The sequence below is a fragment of the Sorangium sp. So ce1504 genome (assembly GCF_051521635.1).
GTDB lineage: Bacteria > Myxococcota_A > Polyangia > Polyangiales > Polyangiaceae > Sorangium > Sorangium cellulosum_B.
Genome location: NZ_CP150365.1, coordinates 3,695,001 through 3,710,424 on the forward strand (window position 1 = coordinate 3,695,001; position 15,424 = coordinate 3,710,424).

General features: G+C 71.2%; 9 protein-coding genes, 1 tRNA gene and 2 rRNA genes (1 of these 12 running past the window's edge). 8 read left to right on the forward strand and 4 right to left on the reverse strand.

Going from position 1 to position 15,424, the window contains the following annotated elements; genetic code table 11:
• From WMF39_RS14115 to WMF39_RS14125, 3 genes are all read left to right on the forward strand, one after another.
• Nucleotides 1-785, forward strand: a 23S ribosomal RNA gene (locus tag WMF39_RS14115); it begins 2,222 nt to the left of the window's first position.
• A gap of 129 nt (nt 786-914) precedes the next feature.
• Nucleotides 915-1,031, forward strand: a 5S ribosomal RNA gene (gene rrf, locus WMF39_RS14120).
• Nucleotides 1,032-1,427: 396 nt separating this feature from the next.
• On the forward strand, nt 1,428-3,797 hold the full coding sequence (locus tag WMF39_RS14125) for a transglycosylase domain-containing protein (protein ID WP_437746023.1): 2,370 nt from the start codon (nt 1,428-1,430) through the stop codon (nt 3,795-3,797).
• A gap of 24 nt (nt 3,798-3,821) precedes the next feature.
• On the opposite strand, the gene tadA is transcribed toward WMF39_RS14125, so the two are convergent.
• The 3 genes from tadA to WMF39_RS14140 form a co-directional block, all read right to left on the reverse strand.
• Nucleotides 3,822-4,355 carry a tRNA adenosine(34) deaminase TadA gene (gene tadA, locus WMF39_RS14130; protein WP_437746024.1) on the reverse strand — a complete coding sequence of 178 codons (534 nt, stop codon included), beginning with the start codon at nt 4,353-4,355 and terminating at the stop codon, nt 3,822-3,824.
• A 34-nt stretch (nt 4,356-4,389) separates the two neighbouring features.
• A tRNA-Arg gene (locus WMF39_RS14135) sits at nt 4,390-4,463 on the reverse strand.
• An 862-nt stretch (nt 4,464-5,325) separates the two neighbouring features.
• Nucleotides 5,326-5,955 (reverse strand): hypothetical protein, encoded by a 630-nt coding sequence (locus WMF39_RS14140; protein WP_437746025.1) that lies wholly within the window; start codon nt 5,953-5,955, stop codon nt 5,326-5,328.
• Between the two features lie 24 nt (nt 5,956-5,979).
• Here WMF39_RS14140 and WMF39_RS14145 point away from each other — a divergent pair, with 24 nt between their 5' ends.
• From WMF39_RS14145 to WMF39_RS14165, 5 genes are all read left to right on the forward strand, one after another.
• A complete protein-coding gene (locus tag WMF39_RS14145; protein ID WP_437746026.1) occupies nt 5,980-6,834 on the forward strand; it encodes a redoxin domain-containing protein in 855 nt (284 codons plus the stop codon).
• A 39-nt stretch (nt 6,835-6,873) separates the two neighbouring features.
• Nucleotides 6,874-8,277 carry a VWA domain-containing protein gene (locus tag WMF39_RS14150; protein ID WP_437746027.1) on the forward strand — a complete coding sequence of 468 codons (1,404 nt, stop codon included), beginning with the start codon at nt 6,874-6,876 and terminating at the stop codon, nt 8,275-8,277.
• A gap of 16 nt (nt 8,278-8,293) precedes the next feature.
• Nucleotides 8,294-9,826 carry an acyl-CoA carboxylase subunit beta gene (locus WMF39_RS14155; RefSeq protein ID WP_437746028.1) on the forward strand — a complete coding sequence of 511 codons (1,533 nt, stop codon included), beginning with the start codon at nt 8,294-8,296 and terminating at the stop codon, nt 9,824-9,826.
• Between the two features lie 89 nt (nt 9,827-9,915).
• A complete protein-coding gene (locus WMF39_RS14160) occupies nt 9,916-12,351 on the forward strand; it encodes a S8 family serine peptidase (RefSeq protein ID WP_437746029.1) in 2,436 nt (811 codons plus the stop codon).
• Nucleotides 12,352-12,482: 131 nt separating this feature from the next.
• Nucleotides 12,483-13,751 (forward strand): pyridoxal phosphate-dependent aminotransferase, encoded by a 1,269-nt coding sequence (locus WMF39_RS14165; protein WP_012235223.1) that lies wholly within the window; start codon nt 12,483-12,485, stop codon nt 13,749-13,751.
• On the opposite strand, the gene WMF39_RS14170 is transcribed toward WMF39_RS14165, so the two are convergent.
• The gene (locus tag WMF39_RS14170) at nt 13,738-15,423 is read right to left on the reverse strand and encodes a L,D-transpeptidase (RefSeq protein ID WP_437746030.1); all 1,686 of its coding nucleotides are present in this window, start codon (nt 15,421-15,423) and stop codon (nt 13,738-13,740) included. The two genes, WMF39_RS14165 and WMF39_RS14170, sit on opposite strands and share 14 nt — an antisense overlap.
• Nucleotide 15,424: the final 1 nt, after the last annotated feature.

A 15,424-nucleotide genomic window follows, 5' to 3' on the forward strand; every position in this document is an offset into this window, starting at 1 on the left:
TAGGTGGGAGGCTATGAAGCCGGGCTTCTGGGTTCGGCTGAGCCAACGTTGAAATACCACCCTGGGTATTCTGGAAATCTAACCTGGGCCCATGAACTGGGTCGGGGACACTGCCTGGTGGGCAGTTTGACTGGGGCGGTCGCCTCCTAAAAAGTAACGGAGGCGTGCGAAGGTTCCCTCAGCCTGATTGGAAACCAGGCGTAGAGTGCAAACGCACAAGGGAGCTTAACTGTGAGACCGACAGGTCGAACAGGTGCGAAAGCAGGCGTTAGTGATCCGGTGGTTCTGTATGGAAGGGCCATCGCTCATCGGATAAAAGGTACTCTGGGGATAACAGGCTGATCGCGCCTGAGAGTTCATATCGGCGGCGCGGTTTGGCACCTCGATGTCGGCCCATCGCATCCTGGGGCTGGAGCAGGTCCCAAGGGTTCGGCTGTTCGCCGATTAAAGCGGTACGCGAGCTGGGTTTAAAACGTCGTGAGACAGTTTGGTCCCTATCTGCCGTGGGCGTAGGACACTTGAGAGGAGCTGCCCATAGTACGAGAGGACCTGGGTGGACGTACCTCTGGTGTTCCGGTTGTCCTGCCAAGGGCATAGCCGGGTAGCCATGTACGGAACGGATAACCGCTGAAAGCATCTAAGCGGGAAGCCGGCCTCAAGACTAGGTGTCCCGGGCCGCAAGGCCCCTAAAGACCCCTCGTAGACCACGAGGTTGATAGGCCGGGTGTGGAAGCCGAGCAATCGGCGGAGCTAACCGGTACTAATAGGTCGTGCGGCTTGACCATACTTCTAAGGCAAACATCGAAGCGTCGCGCCCGGAGTTCGGGTGACGAGCAGCGTGACACAGCTGGCCTGGCGTAGAGCACCGCGAGAAGCGGGCTCCGCAGGGTTCCGATTGGACGCACCCACAAGTTTCCGGTGGTGATATCGAGAAGGTCACACCCGATCCCATACCGAACTCGGAAGTTAAGCTTCTTGGAGCCGATGGTACTGCCAGGGCAACCTGGTGGGAGAGTAGGACGCCGCCGGGATTTTCTTCGAACCTGCGCACGGTGAAAGCCGTGCGCAGGTTTTTTTTTGTCATTTTGGTTGGAGCTCGGGACGCGCTCTGCGGCGTCTTCGCGGCGCCGAGGCCACATCGAGGCTTCATTGGCGCTGCTTCTGGTCAACGTGGCGCGGTCACGACCCCCGCGATCGTTTTCCCGACGTGCGCCAGGAGCCTGTTGAGGGCGTTCGTTTTGTTGTCTGGCTTGAATTTTCGCTGGTCCCAGCTCTGGGCGTTCGCGCTGCGTGCGGCGCCGCCCGCCGCGTGAGAAGAAGTGCCAGCGCAGGAAGCGGCGCGGGGGCCGGCAGGGGACGGCGGCGCGAGATCGAGATGACGCTGCGAGTTTCTTCTGGCCGCCAGGCGTTGCTACCCTAGGGGAACCTTGGGATTCAAGCGCAGGAGAATCGCTGCGGTCGCCGGGGGGGCCCTCTGTGGCGGGCTCGTCGTCGGGTTCGCCCCTTTTGTGCGCTACCAGGCCGAGCAGGCGGCTGATCGGTACGGGGCATCGCTGTCGATCGACCAGGTTCGGCCCACCTGGAGCGGCGTCTCCCTGAAGGGTGTGGACGTCCAGCTGCGCGGGGCGCCGAGCATCTCCATCCGCCTGGAGGAGGTCGCGGTCACGCTGGGCGTCTCGGGACGGCGCGTGACGATGCGCGGGGGGACGGTCTCCGCCGTCGGCCCGCGCGAGGCCATCCTTCACGAACTGGAGACCTGGCGGGCAGGGCAGCCGGCAGGACGTACCGGCACCGCGACGAGCGAGGGGGGCGGTAGCACCGAGCTGGAGGGCTTGCGGCTCGTCTGGACCGATCGGACCGACTCGCCCGCGGAGAGCCTGTCGGCCGACAACGTGCACCTGTCGCGCGCGGGAGGGCGGACAGCCATCGCTGCGCGCGAAGCGATCCTGTCCCTGGGACGGGCGGCTTTCTCGGTCCGGCACGGCCGGCTGGTGCTCGCCCTGGAACAGGGGCGATACCAGGTGAGCGAGCTCTCGGCCGACTCCATCGACGCCAACGTGGCGCTCCCGGAGGGGACCCCTGAACCTCAGGTCGTGCCTGAGCAGAGCGGGCGCACCCATCCGGCACAGCTGACGAGGACGCCCGAGCGCAGCGACGGGGCCGATGCGGGGCGGAATCGAGGGGCTGCGGTTCGAGATGCCCTTCTGCGGGCGGCGCAGGGCATCGATCTGGCGCTCGGCAAGGACGCCAAGGTCGACGTCGCAGGCGTCACCGCGCGCCTCCGGCGCGACGCCGATCACCTCAACCTGGGACCGGGGCACCTCGCCGTGCGGCGCGAGGCAGGCTCGCTCGTGGTGGAGCTCTCGCCTGGAGAGGCCGCGATCGCGGCCGCCGGCGCCGATGCCCAGCAAGCGCTCACCTTTCGCCTTCGCGTGCCGCTCAGCGACGCGAAGGAGACCCCGCAGGAGATCGTCGCCGACGTGCAGGGCGGACCCATCTGGCTCTCCACCCTCGGCGTCCATGAAGGGGACATGGGCCTGTTTGATGTGGCGCGGACGTCGATCGTCAGCCGCGCGCGGGTCGTCCTCTCCGCCGACGGCCAGACGCTTGGCGTCGACGGCGAAGGAAGGCTGAAAAACCTCTCCCTGCGGAGCGCGGCCCTGGCAGATGAGCCCATCGCAGGCCTCGACCTGGCATGGCGAGCGAAGGCGAACGGCAAGCTCGACGGGTCCAAGCTCGTCGCCGAGGACGCCGAGGTCGACCTCGGTGCGCTGAGGCTGATCGCGCGCGGCGAGTACGAGCACGCCGGGAACTCACACCGGGTCCGCGGCACCTTCGAGGTGCCTCTCACGGCTTGCCAGTCGATGCTGGATTCGGTGCCCAAAGGGATCGTGGCGAAGCTCCACGGAATGAGGCTCGCCGGCTCGTTCGGGATCGAAGGGAAGCTCCGGTTCGATACCGCGAACCTCGACCGGAATTTTTTGCTTGACTGGGGCGTCTCCAACACCTGCCGCGTGACGGAGATGCCGCCGGAGCTCAGCGTCGATCGCTTCAAGCGCGCGTTCCGGCGCCTGGTTTACGGGCCCGGGGGCAAGCGCGTCGACATCGAGTCCGGCCCAGGGACCGCCGATTGGGTCCCCTACGAGGACATCTCCCGCTTCATGGAGGTCGCCGTGCTGACCACGGAGGACGGCGCCTTCCACCGGCACCACGGGTTCGACGAGGAAGCCATCAAGAACTCGATCCGCGAGAACCTCCGGAAGAGGAGGTTCGTGCGGGGGGCGAGCACCGTCAGCATGCAGCTCGCCAAGAACCTCTACCTCGAGCGGACCAAGAGCGTGGCGCGCAAGCTCCAGGAAACCTTGCTCACCATGTACCTCGAGCAGGAGCTCACCAAGGAGCAGATCATGGAGCTCTACCTGAACGCGGTGGAGTTCGGACCGCTGGTCTACGGCATCGGCGCCGCCGCGCGGCACTACTTCAACGCGTCGGCGGCGCAGCTCTCGCTCGGACAGGCGCTGTACATCGCGTCGATCCTGCCGAACCCGAGCGTGCAGCACTTCGATGCGAACGGTGAGGTCACCGCTGCGTGGAGCGGGTACCTGCGCAAGCTCATGCAGATCGCGCACAGGCGCCGGCGGATCTCCGACGAGGAGCTGGAGAAGGGGCTCCAGGAGGTCGTGGTGCGAGGCTCCCCTGCGCCCCATCTGGCGCCCCGTCAGCCCTCCGAGGACGGCGGTGAAGCCGGCGAGGAGAGATCGGGAGAGGACGAGGGGGGCGCCTGGGCGGCGCCTTGACGCCTGCACGCGCGGGCCGGGCCGTCAGCGCTTCGACGCGGCGGTCCGGAGCTTCGCGAAGAACGCGCGGAGCACGCCGGCGCACTCGTCTGCGAGCACGCCCGACGTGACCGCGAAGCGATGGTTGAGCCGGCTGTCGCGCCCGATCGCGAAGAGCGTGTCGACCGCTCCCGCCTTCGGGTCCGGGCAGCCGTAGACGAGCCGCGCAATCCTGGCATTGACGAGCGCGCCGGCGCACATGGGACACGGCTCCAGCGTCGCGTAGACCGTCGCCCCTTCGAGCCGCCAATGACCAAGCCGCCTGGCCGCCGCCCGCAGCGCGTCCACCTCGGCGTGACCGGTCGGATCCTGGTCGATCTCGCGGCGGTTTCGACCGCGCGCCAGCACCGCCCCCGCCGCGTCGACGACGAGCGCCCCCACGGGGACGTCACCGGCACATGCCGCAGCCTCGGCCTCCGCGAGCGCTTCGCGCATCCACAGCACGTCGACGTTCGCTGGTTCCTCCGGCTGTGCCACAGGGGAGAGGAGCAAATCCGCTCCGTCATCCATGACATCCATGAGAGGCTCAGGACCTTTTACACGACCGATCAGGCGCGCCCAGGAAGATTCGAACTTCCGACCCCCGGCTTCGTAGGCCGATGCTCTATCCAGCTGAGCTATGGGCGCTCTGGTGAAGACAAGTGCAAGACGTGGCTACGCCACCGCACTCCCGCGTCGCGCTCGGTTGCGCGAAGTGAGTGCCGGCGTTTATACGCCCCCGAGCGAGCTGTCAAAGGAAAAGTGATCGATGCCTGAGTGCGCCTGCTCGGATGCGCGGCGTTTGCCGCCGAGGTCGTTGCGAAGTTCGCTCCTTCGTCGCCCTCACGCCTCGCGCCCTGGCGACTCCCCCGAATGGCCGAGCCTTCTCGCCCGCAAAGGCTGATCCCATCCGCCAGGTTGAGCCGCGGCAGGGCGAAGCGGGTGAGCGGCGCGGGCCATGCTGGCGACGCACACGAAGCCGGCGGCGGGCAACGAGCGCAGGACAAAAACAGGGCGCGCGGCGACTCCGTCACGGAATGGCCGCGCGCTTTCACACGCTCTCGAAGGGCAAGCGAAGCTCTAGAAGCGCACCACGAGATGAGCAGGCCAAGCTGACGAAACGGGAAGAAGCCGTAAGCCAAGCAGCAGCGGCGCCATGGAGAGGCGGGATGGCGCCCGCTGAACGACCAAGCACAAGCTAGTGAGGCCCGTTACGAGGGGAGGAGGACCGAGACACGCTGCAGCCCACAGCGCAGAACACGGTCAATTCCGCCTGGAGCAGCCTCTGTGCCATCTCGTGGCCTCCTCGTCGCTGCGTCCGCGCGCGCGCGTACGTCCAGCGGAATACTCACGTTTCGCCGCGGTTTCTTCGGCTGTCGTGGATCCGTGTCCGACGAGGTGCTCGGGCAGCGGTGTCGCGTGCCATGCCGTGTTTCGCAATCTTTGCGGACCAAGAGCCCCGGCCAATGGACGCTGTGACGCGTCGCGCTGGCGAGGGCCACGCGAGCGCCTATCGGGGGCCGCCGAAGAGGTGGTCGTGCGGGGCGTCGGCATGGCAGCGCTTGCAGAGGGGCAGAGCGCCGCGGTGGGTGGAGGTGCCCTGGGGCGTGAGGACGAGGTACTCCCAGTTGCCGCCGTCGGGGTCGTAGCCAGCCGGTCGCTTCACCATGGCCAGGAGCGTGTCCGGCTCCGATGCGCCCGCCCGGTAGTGGAACTCGACCACGGCCGCGCCGGAGGGGAGAACGCGATCCGGACCGAGCTGCGGGTAGGGCGCAGCCGCTGCGTTGATCCTCACCTCCGCCTCCATCTCGCCGGTGAAGTGCTGGGAGCGAGCTCGATCCGTGACGGGCTGGAAGCTCGCGAGCTGCCCGGCGAGCTCCCACGCCGAGGGCGCCGCGGCCGGCGGTGCAGCGGGCGCCGGGGCCGGCGCGCGCGCCTCGGGGATGGAGCTGGAGCCGCGTCCGATCCATTCCGTGGTCTCCGCGACGTGAGCGGGGGACGCAGACGGCGGGGGCGGCGCACAGCCCAGCGGCAGGGGGGCCCACCCGGAGCGGACCCGCGCCTCCGTCGAGAGCGTCATCGAGGCGAGCGACGCCGCAGCGAGCGCGCACCACGCAGAGAGGCGGGTTCGGGACCGCACCGGTCGAGATGCTACACTGCCCGGATGTACCTGGCCTCTTCCAGGCGAGGCCGCGCATGGCGCGCCCTCTTGGCCGCCACGCTGGTGTCGCTGTCGGGCGCTGCGCTGCTGGGAGGCGCCCCGCACGCAGCCGCCGAGGAGGCGTCCCGCCGCGCCTGGCTGGGCGTGGAGCTGGAGCCAGGGCCGGCCGGGGGGGTGGTCGCGAAGCACGTCGTCACCAGCTCGCCGGCGGCCAAGGCGGGCATCGTGGACGGGGATCAGGTCATCGCGGCGGATGGCGTCGAGATCGACGAGCCAAAGCAGCTCGTCGCGCGTGTCGCGCTCGCGGGGCCTGGAAACGTGGTGAACCTCCGGATCCGGCGCGGCGGACGAGAGCGAGACGTCGCGCCGACGCTGGTGCCGTTCCCCGGGCACGATCAGATCCTTCGCCTCGACAAGATCGGCACGTTCGCGCCAGCCTGGAAGTCGCTCACCACCGTCGGAGGGACCGTCCCGGCGAACATCGGGACCCTGCGCGGAAACGTGGTGCTGCTCGATTTCTGGGCGACCTGGTGCGCGCCGTGCCGCTTGATGGCCCCGCAGCTCTCGGCGTGGCACGCGGCGTACGCCGCGCAAGGGCTGCGGGTCGTGGGCGTGACGACCGACGACGTGAGCGTCGCGACGAAGACAGCGCAGGCCCTCTCGATGCGCTACGCGGTCGCGGCGGACGCGTCGGAGTCGACCTCCGCGGCCTACGGCGTCAAGGCGCTCCCCACGATGTTCGTGATCGACAAGAAGGGCGTCATCCGGGACGTGGTGGTCGGGTACGACCCGACCCGGCACGCCGAGGTCGAGAAGCTCCTCAAGGCGCTGCTCGCGGAGCCCGCGCCGGCGCCGTAGCCGCCGCGGGGTCGCGCCGGCTGGACCGGTACGCTCTCCATGCTCCTATCCATCGACGAGTTCCTCTGGGCGCTGCGCCGCGATGGCTTCGCCGTCTCGACGGCGCAGGCCATCGATGTCACGCGCGCGTGCGCCCTCGTCGGGTTCGGCGACCGCGGGACGCTGCGCGACGCCATCGGCGCGGTGGTCGTCGAGCGCGCCGCCGATCTCCGCCGGTACCGCGCCTGCTTCGACCGCTTCTTCTCTCCCGCGGGCGCGCACGTCGGCGATCTGTGGGGGCGCCTGCGGGAGCGAGGGTTCTCGGATGGGGAGCTCTCCGCCCTGCGCGATCTGCTGAGCGCGGCGGCGGAGCGGAGCGGCGCCTCGGGCGACGCGATCGCGTTCCAGGCGCTCGCAGGGACCGCGGGGGAGCTCGACCGAGCGCTCCAGGCGGCCGGGATCGCGCGCGTGCTCGCGCCGATGACGAGCTCGCTCCAGGTCGGGTTCTTCGCGCAGCGGGTGATGGATCAGCTCGGGGTGCCGGCCGCCGCGAGCGCGCTGCGGCGGATCCGGAGCGCGCTCGAGGAGGCGCTCGGCGAGGAGCGGGGGAGGGCCCTGGCGGAGGCGCTCGCCGCCGAGCTGGAGCGGATGCGGCACCGCGTGCGCGAGCACGTGACGCTGTCGCTCCGGCGCTTCGAGGGTGAAGAGCCAGCTGCCCACGGCCGCATGGATGTGCCGTTCGCCTCGCTCGGCGAGGGCGAGATGGAGGAGGTGCGCCGCGCCGTGAAGGAGCTGTCCGTGCGGCTCCGGGGCGCGGAGCGGCTCCGGAGGCGCCGCGCGCGGCGCGGGAGGATCGATCCTCACCGGACGCTGAGGCGCAGCCTCCAGACCGGCGGCGTGCCGTTCCTGCCGGCGCGTCGAGCGCGGCGGCGCGACAAGCCGCGCCTGATGATCCTGTGCGACGTGTCGGACTCGGTCCGCGTCGCCGCGCGGTTCATGCTCGAGTTCGTCTGCGCGGCGCAGGAGCTCTTCGACCGGACGCGATCGTTCGTCTTCGTGAGCGAGCTCGCCGAGACGACCGAGCTCTTCGAGGCGTTGCCGGCGAGCTCGGCGCTCGAGCGGATCCAGCGCGGCGAGGTGGTGAGCCGGGCGCACAACTCGAATTACGGGCGCGCCCTGCTGGCCTTCGAAGAGCGACACGGGCGTGACGTGGACCGGCGGGTGACCCTCGTGATCCTGGGCGACGGGCGCACGAACTACTTCGCGGACGAGGCGGAGGTCGTGAGGAAGCTCCGTGACCGGGCGCGGGCGCTCCTGTGGCTGTGCCCCGAGGGGCCGGGCGCCTGGGGGACGGGGGACAGCGCGATGCCGCGCTACGCCGCGGCGGCGACGAAGGTGCTGGTCGCCCGGACCGCGCGGGAGCTCGAATCGGCGGCGCGGGAGGTGGTCGCCCGGCGCGCTTAGGGCTATGGGTCGCGCCATGTCGCTCGATCAGAAGCTGCGGGATCTCACGGCGCGCATCGAGAAGGGAGGCGCGCAGAAGTACCACGACAAGAACGCGGAACAGGGCAAGCTGTTCGCGCGGCAACGGGTCGCGCTGCTCGTCGATGAAGGCAGCTTCATCGAGGACGCGGCGCTCGCCAACGCGCTGGATCCCGAGCTGCCGGCCGACGGCGTCATCACGGGCACCGGGACGGTGGGCGGGCGCCCCGTGTGCGTGATGGCGAACGACTCGACGGTGAAGGCCGGCTCGTGGGGGCGCCGCACCGTCGAGAAGATCCTGCGCGTGCAGGAGACCGCGCGGCGCCTCCGGTGCCCGCTGCTCTACCTGGTCGACTCCGCGGGGGCGCGCATCACCGACCAGATCGAGATGTTCCCCGGGCGGCGCGGCGCGGGCCGGATCTTCTACAACCAGGTCGAGCTGAGCGGCCTCGTCCCGCAGATCTGCCTGCTGTTCGGCCCGTCGGCGGCGGGGGGCGCCTACATCCCGGCGTTCTGCGACGTGGTGTGCATGGTCGAGAGCAACGCGAGCATGTACCTGGGCTCTCCGCGCATGGCGGAGATGGTGATCGGCGAGAAGGTCACGCTCGAAGAGCTCGGCGGAGCGCGCATGCACTGCTCGGTTTCCGGGTGCGGCGACGTCCTGGTGAAGACCGAGGAGGAGGCGATCGCCTTCGCGAAGCGCTACCTCGCGCTGATGCCGCAGAGCTCCGCCGAGACCGCGCCCCGCGTCGAGCCGAGGCCGGAGAAGCCAGGGCAGCGGCCGCTCGAGGACGTGATCCCCGCCGACGAGAACAAACCGTTCGACATCATGGCCGTGATCGACGCGATCATCGACGAGGGCAGCTTCGTCGAGATCAAGAAGCTCTACGCCCGAGAGATCGTCACCGGGCTCGCGCGCGTGGAGGGACGCGCGGTCGGCATCGTCGCGAACCAGCCGAAATACAAGGGTGGCGTGCTGTTCGTGGACTCGGCCGACAAGGCGGCGCGGTTCATCTGGCTGTGCGACGCGTTCAACATCCCGCTCCTGTACCTCGCCGACGTGCCCGGCTTCATGATCGGGACCGTCGTCGAGAGGCAGGGGATCATCCGGGCCGGGGCGAAGATGATCGCCGCGGTGAGCGAGGCGAGCGTGCCGAAGCTGTCCGTCGTCGTGCGCAAGGCGTACGGGGCCGGGCTCTACGCGATGTGCGGGCCGGCGTTCGCGCCCGACGAGTGCATCGCCCTGCCCTCGGCCTCGATCGCCGTGATGGGGCCGAGCGCCGCGGTGAACGCCGTCTACTTCAACAAGATCCAGGCGATCCCGGCGGGGCCCGAGCGCGAGGCGCTCGTCCAGAAGCTGCGCGACGAGTACCGGGCCGACGTCGATCTGGAGAAGCTCGCGAGCGAGCTCGTGATCGACGCGATCATCCCGACGGCGAACCTCCGCCGCGAGGTGGCGCGCCGCTTCGAGCGGTACGCCGGCAAGGTCGAGGAGAGGCCGCGAAAGAAGCACCTCGTGCCGCCCGTGTGAGCGGCGCGCGGCGCGCTCCGGAGAGCGCGCGGCGAGGGCAGCGCCCTTCGTGACCTCGGCCGCGCGCGGACGTGGTGTAGACTCGCGGCGTGCTCGCCCGCAGGTTTCCGCTCTCCATCGCGCTGCTCGGCCTCGCTCTCGCGGCGGGTGAAACGCGCGCCGACGTCCCGGCCCCGGCGGTGGCGCGCCTGCTCGGCTCGCGCCTGGGTCGGCACCCGCTTGCCGATCCGCGCGGGCGCATCCCCGTGACGGTGCCGCTGCCCGCCGGCGCCGACGCGCGAGCGCTCGGGCTGCTCCCGGTCGCGCCGGGCTTCGGGGCCATCCGGCTCACGCCCGGCGACGTCGGCGCCTTCTCCGCCGCGCACCCGGAGCTCAGGCTGCTCACAGGACCGCCGCGGCGGCCCCTGCTCGATCGCTCCAAGGGGTGGATCCGCGTCGAGCCGTACAGGAAGGCGACCGGCGCGGACGGCAAGGGGGTGGTCGTCGGCGTCGTCGATACCGGTCTCGACGTGACCCACCCGGATTTTCGAGACAAGGACGGCAAGACACGGATCCGATGGATGCTGCAGGCCGGAAGCCCGAAGGGGCTGCACGCGGCGCTCGAGCACACCTACGGGTGCGATGATCCGGACCAGTCGGCGTGCGCGATCTTCTCCGACGCCGACATCGACGCCATGCTCGCGCAGAGCAAGCCCGGCATCCTCCGCGATATCGCGGGGCACGGCACGCACGTGGCCTCCATCGCCGCGGGCAACGGCGGGCCGATGGTCTCGGAGCGGCCGCGGTACGTCGGCGTGGCGCCCGCCGCGACGCTGATCATCGCCGCGCCCGCGCGGCCCGGCGAGGGCTTCGACGATCCGGACATCCTCAAGGCGGTGCAGTTCATCTTCGACCGCGCCGAGGAGCTGAACATGCCGGCGGTCGTCAACCTGAGCGTCGGGAGCGATTTCGGGCCCCACGACGGGACGAGCCCGCTCGAGGCGGGGCTCGCCGCGATGGTCGGCAGCGCTCATCCGGGGCGGGCGATCGTCGTCGCCGCCGGCAACAGCGGCGCGATGTACGAGCTCGACGGCGAAGGGCCGCTCGGGATCCACACCGAGGCCCACGTGTCGGCGCACGCCGAGACGCGCGTGCCCATCCGGACGCCGAGCGCGGAGCGCGGCGAAGGATACGTCTGGATCACCTTCCGGCCCGGGGACGAGGTGTCGGTCGGCCTCGACGGGCCAGGCGGCGAGGCGTGGATCGGCCTGATCGAGCCCGGAGATGACGCCGGCTACACCGGCGACGACGGCGAGACGACCGGCGCGGTCATCAACCGGCTCGCGAACGGGAAGTCGCCCATCACCGCGGCGACGAACAGCGCCGTCGTGGCCTTCAGCGGGGCGTGGAAGGCGGGCGAGTTCGCGATCCGCCTGCGAGGCCAAGGGGACGCGCAGCTCTGGGTGACGGGGCTCGGCGACGTCTCGCCGTCGCATGATCTCGGGCTCCTGTTCCCGCGCGCCATCAAGCAAGGGACGATCAACGTGCCCGCGAGCCACCCTGGGCTGCTCGCCGTGGGGTGCACCATCAACCGCGTCCGCTGGCAGCCGCAGGGGAGCTCCACGAGCGTGCGCCTCACGAGCCTCGACGGCGTGGACATCGAAGAGGACAGCGCCTGCTACTTCAGCGCGGCTGGTCCCACGCCGTTCGGCGTGGCCAAACCGGAGATCAGCGCGCCCGGCGGCCTGGTCGCGGCCGCCATGGCCAGCGGCGTCGACCCGCGCGACGATCCCGGAGGGCTGTTCGATACGCCCGGGTGCCCCGGCGACGAGCCTTGCTTCGTCGTCGACGACCACCACGCGATCGCGTCAGGGTCGTCCATGGCGGCGCCGCAGGTCGCAGGGGCGATCGCGCTCCTCTTCCAGGTCAACCCGAACCTGAGCCAGGCGGAGGTCACGGAGGCGCTCCAGGCAGGCGCGCGGTACCCGAGGGGCGCCGTGCCGCTCGACGCGCAGCTCGGTCCCGGCGTGCTCGATCTCGAAGGCGCGCGCCTCGCGCTAGAGGCCGCCGAGACCGGCGGCAACGAGCCGGCGCTCGACAAGAGCTGGTACGTCCTGTCGAGCACCTACGCGAGGCCCGACCCGTCGTGGCCGGTCTGGGGGACGATCGAGCTGCGACGCCCTGACGGCGCCCCGGTGAGGGGAGTCGATGGGAAGCTCACGGTCGCCGTCCGCGGCGGGGTGATGCACACGCCGCTCCGGGAGGTGCGCCGCGGGCTGTGGCAGTTCGCGGTCGCCGCGCCGCGCGGCTCCGGAGGGGCGACGCTGGCCGTCGACGTGCTCTACGACGGCGCCTCGCTCGGCGCGCGCGAGCTCCCGGTGGGGAGCGACGTCTGGATGGCGAACGGAGAGCTCGAGGCGACCAGCGGCGCGTGCACCTGGGCCGCGGCTCGCCCGGACGGGACGCCGCCGTCGAGCCGCGCCGCCTGGGGCCTCGCGAGCCTCCTCGTGGCGGCGTCGGCGGCGCGCCGGCGGCGCCGCGGCTGAGCACCCCCGCAGGCAGCCCGCGCGCCCTTGCGTTGCCCGGGGGCACGCGCGGCTGCCGTCCGGCGCCGTCCGTGTCACGGTGGCCGACCGGCGGGGCGGGGTAGAGCACGACGGCGATGGAGCACGGACGCATGGAGAAACGGGTGATCCTGGATCGACCTCCCGCGGCAGAGGCGGACGCGGGACACGCGCGCGCACCCAGGCCGCTGCGGTTCGCGGCGCGCACAGGCTGGGATCTCTCGGGCAACAGCCTCGCGTCCGTGCTCGCCGAGGCGCGCGGGGCGGGGCGCGCGCTCGTCGACTTCACGGAGTCGAACCCGACGCGCTGCGGGATCGTCGAGGCGGCTCACCTCATCGCGCCGCTCGGCGAGCCGCGCGGCGAGCGGTACGCGCCGCTGCCGCTCGGCGATCCGGCGGCGCGCGCCGCGGTGTCGCGCTACTACCAGGAGCGCGGGCTCGACGTGGATCCGTCGAGCGTCGTGCTGACGGCCAGCACCAGCGAAGCGTACGGATGGCTGCTCAAGCTGCTCGCCGAGCGCGGCGACGACGTGCTCGTCCCCGTGCCGTCGTACCCGCTGCTCGAGTACCTGGCCTGCCTCGAGGACGTCGCGCTCACGCCCTACCCGCTCCTCAGGGAGGAAGGATGGCGCATCGACCTCGGCGCGCTCGAGCGCGCGGCCGGCGAGCGGACGCGCGCGGTGGTGCTCGTCCATCCGAACAACCCGACCGGCTCCTTCGTGCGCCGCGACGACGCGGCCGCGCTCGAGGCGTGCGCCAGGGAGCGCGGGCTCGCGCTGATCGTCGACGAGGTCTTCGGGGACTACGCCCATGGAGACCTCGCCCCGGACCGCTTGCCGAGCTTCGCCGGCGCGCGGCAGGCGCTGACGTTCGTGCTGAGCGGGCTCTCCAAGGTGATGGCGCTGCCGCAGCTCAAGCTCGGCTGGATCGCGGTCTCGGGGCCGCCGGAGCTCGCCGCGGCGGCGCTGGAGCGGCTCGAGGTCATCGCGGACACCTACCTCTCGGTCGGCACCCCGGTGCAGCTCGCGCTGCCGGAGATCCTCGCCTCACGGGCGCCCGTCCAGCGCGCGATCCTGTCGCGCGTGCAGGCCAACCTGGCGGCGCTCGACGCGGCGATCGCCGCGCGCGCCGGGGGTGCGGTCCGGCGGCTCCCGATCGACGGCGGCTGGTACGCGACGCTGGAGGTCCCGCGCGTGCACGACGAGGACGGCTGGGTCGAGCTCCTCGTGCGCGACGAGGGGATCATCGTCCACCCCGGCTACTTCTTCGATATGCCGCGCGACGGCTTCCTCGTGGTCGGCCTGCTGCTCGATCCGGACGTGTTCGCGGAAGCCGCGCTGCGGCTCGTGGGCCGGATCGCGCGCGCGATCAGCGGTGAATGAGGACCACCGTGGAGCGGCCGGCGTCACGGGAGGCCCGCAGGCCGTGCCACCCCTCCGGCACCGGCGGGTCGGTCCAGGCGAACATCTGCTTCGCGTCGATGGGGGATAGGTTGACGCAGCCGCCGCTCTTCGGCTCGCCCCAGGCGTCGTGCCAGTACGCGCCGTGCAGCGCGTGAGGTCCGCTGAAGTTCTGCACGAACTGCACCTCGGAGTGGACGATCTTGTCGTTCGTGCTCGAGACCATCGTCGCCGTCACGAACTTCCCGTCGATGCGGAAGCGCCCGGTCGGCGTCGCCGCGGTCTCGATGGCGGGGATGCCCTGCCTCGGGACACCACCGCGCCCCGGTGAGATGAGCGTCGCGAAGACCGGGGTGAGCTCTTCATAGGCGACGAACCAGCCGCCGAGCACGCTCACCTCGATCCACTTGCGCGGCGACGACGGATCGCCGTCGCCCTCGAGCGGCGAGCTCTTCGCCGCCTCGATCACGACGGCGTCGTCCGCGCGCACGTAGACCCCCGGCTCCTGCGTCTCGAGGAGCCGCTCGCCGTCCTCGCTCTCGGCGCGACCGGTGAGCCCGACCGAGGCGAGCCGCGCGAACGACGCGCCGGTCGGCTCGAAGCGGCCGCCGGCGCCCCGCTGGTACTTCGGCCGATCGGTCTTGCGGAAGAACGCGAGCGGGAGCGAACGCCCGTCCTTCAGCCAGACGCCCTGGAAGCTCGAGCGCGGGTAGGGCTTCAGGCGATCCTTCGGCATGTACGCCTGGTCCGAGGTCACCACCCAGGTCCGATCCTGCGCGTCGAACGCGCGGGTGAACGCCACCGTCGAGCCGTTCACGATCCGGTCGCGCCCCTCGCGCACGAGGCCGCCGAATGGAAACAGCGCCGGGGCGGCCACCCCCGCAGGCTTCAGGTCGACTCCTACGAGGGCCTCGTCGAGCTCGCGGATGGCTTCCTCGCCGGCACCCTCGGCGGCGCGCACCTTCGCGATGTTCGCGAGGTGCTCCTCGAGGTCCCACTCGGAGCGCCGCTGCTCCTTCGCGCTCGGGAGCTGCGGGTAGCGCGGCGCGCCGGTCGACTCCGCGTAGTCATAGGGCCACGGGGAGTCGACCCTGGGCGCGTGCGGCCGCAGCGCGGCCACGACCGGGTCGTTCGGGTCGACCGCGGCGCTGGCGCCAGCGCAGACGTAGCCCCGCGGCTCGATGGCGTACCACGCGTCGCACCCCTCGCCCGGCGTCCGCGCGGCCTCGACGCTGCCGCCGCGCAGCGCGACGGAGCCGCCGAGCCCCAGGTAGCCGCTCCAGCCCCGCGTCGGGTAAGGGCCAGGGTTGATCCACGCAAACCGCGCCTTGGAGTAGATGCGCGCTCCCTCCGCCGCCGCGCTGGCGGGCGGCGCCGTTGCCGCCGCGCTCGCCGCGGGCGGCGCGTCGGCCTCCGCCTGGGCCGGGGCCGGGGTCTTCGTGACGTGCGCCGCCTCGACGAGCGCGGCGCGCGGCGCGGCCGCTCCCGAGGCCACGCGCGGCGCGTCCGCCTCGGGGGGCGTCCGCGGGGAGTCCGCCTCGAGCGAGGCAGGCGCCGCATCGGCGGGGCTCTCTTCGGAGCAAGCTGCGGCGCCCCCCGACGCGATCGCGCACGTCAGGGCCGCGAGGAGGAAGGAAGGCGGTGAGCTAGCCATG

Excerpts from the sequence above, each read along its gene's own strand:
- tadA (WP_437746024.1), bottom strand. The coding sequence starts at position 4,355 with ATGGATGTCATGGATGACGGAGCGGATTTGCTCCTCTCCCCTGTGGCA.
- WMF39_RS14145 (WP_437746026.1), top strand. The coding sequence starts at position 5,980 with ATGTACCTGGCCTCTTCCAGGCGAGGCCGCGCATGGCGCGCCCTCTTG.
- WMF39_RS14150 (WP_437746027.1), top strand. The coding sequence starts at position 6,874 with ATGCTCCTATCCATCGACGAGTTCCTCTGGGCGCTGCGCCGCGATGGC.
- WMF39_RS14155 (WP_437746028.1), top strand. The coding sequence starts at position 8,294 with ATGTCGCTCGATCAGAAGCTGCGGGATCTCACGGCGCGCATCGAGAAG.
- WMF39_RS14165 (WP_012235223.1), top strand. The coding sequence starts at position 12,483 with ATGGAGAAACGGGTGATCCTGGATCGACCTCCCGCGGCAGAGGCGGAC.
- WMF39_RS14170 (WP_437746030.1), bottom strand. The coding sequence starts at position 15,423 with ATGGCTAGCTCACCGCCTTCCTTCCTCCTCGCGGCCCTGACGTGCGCG.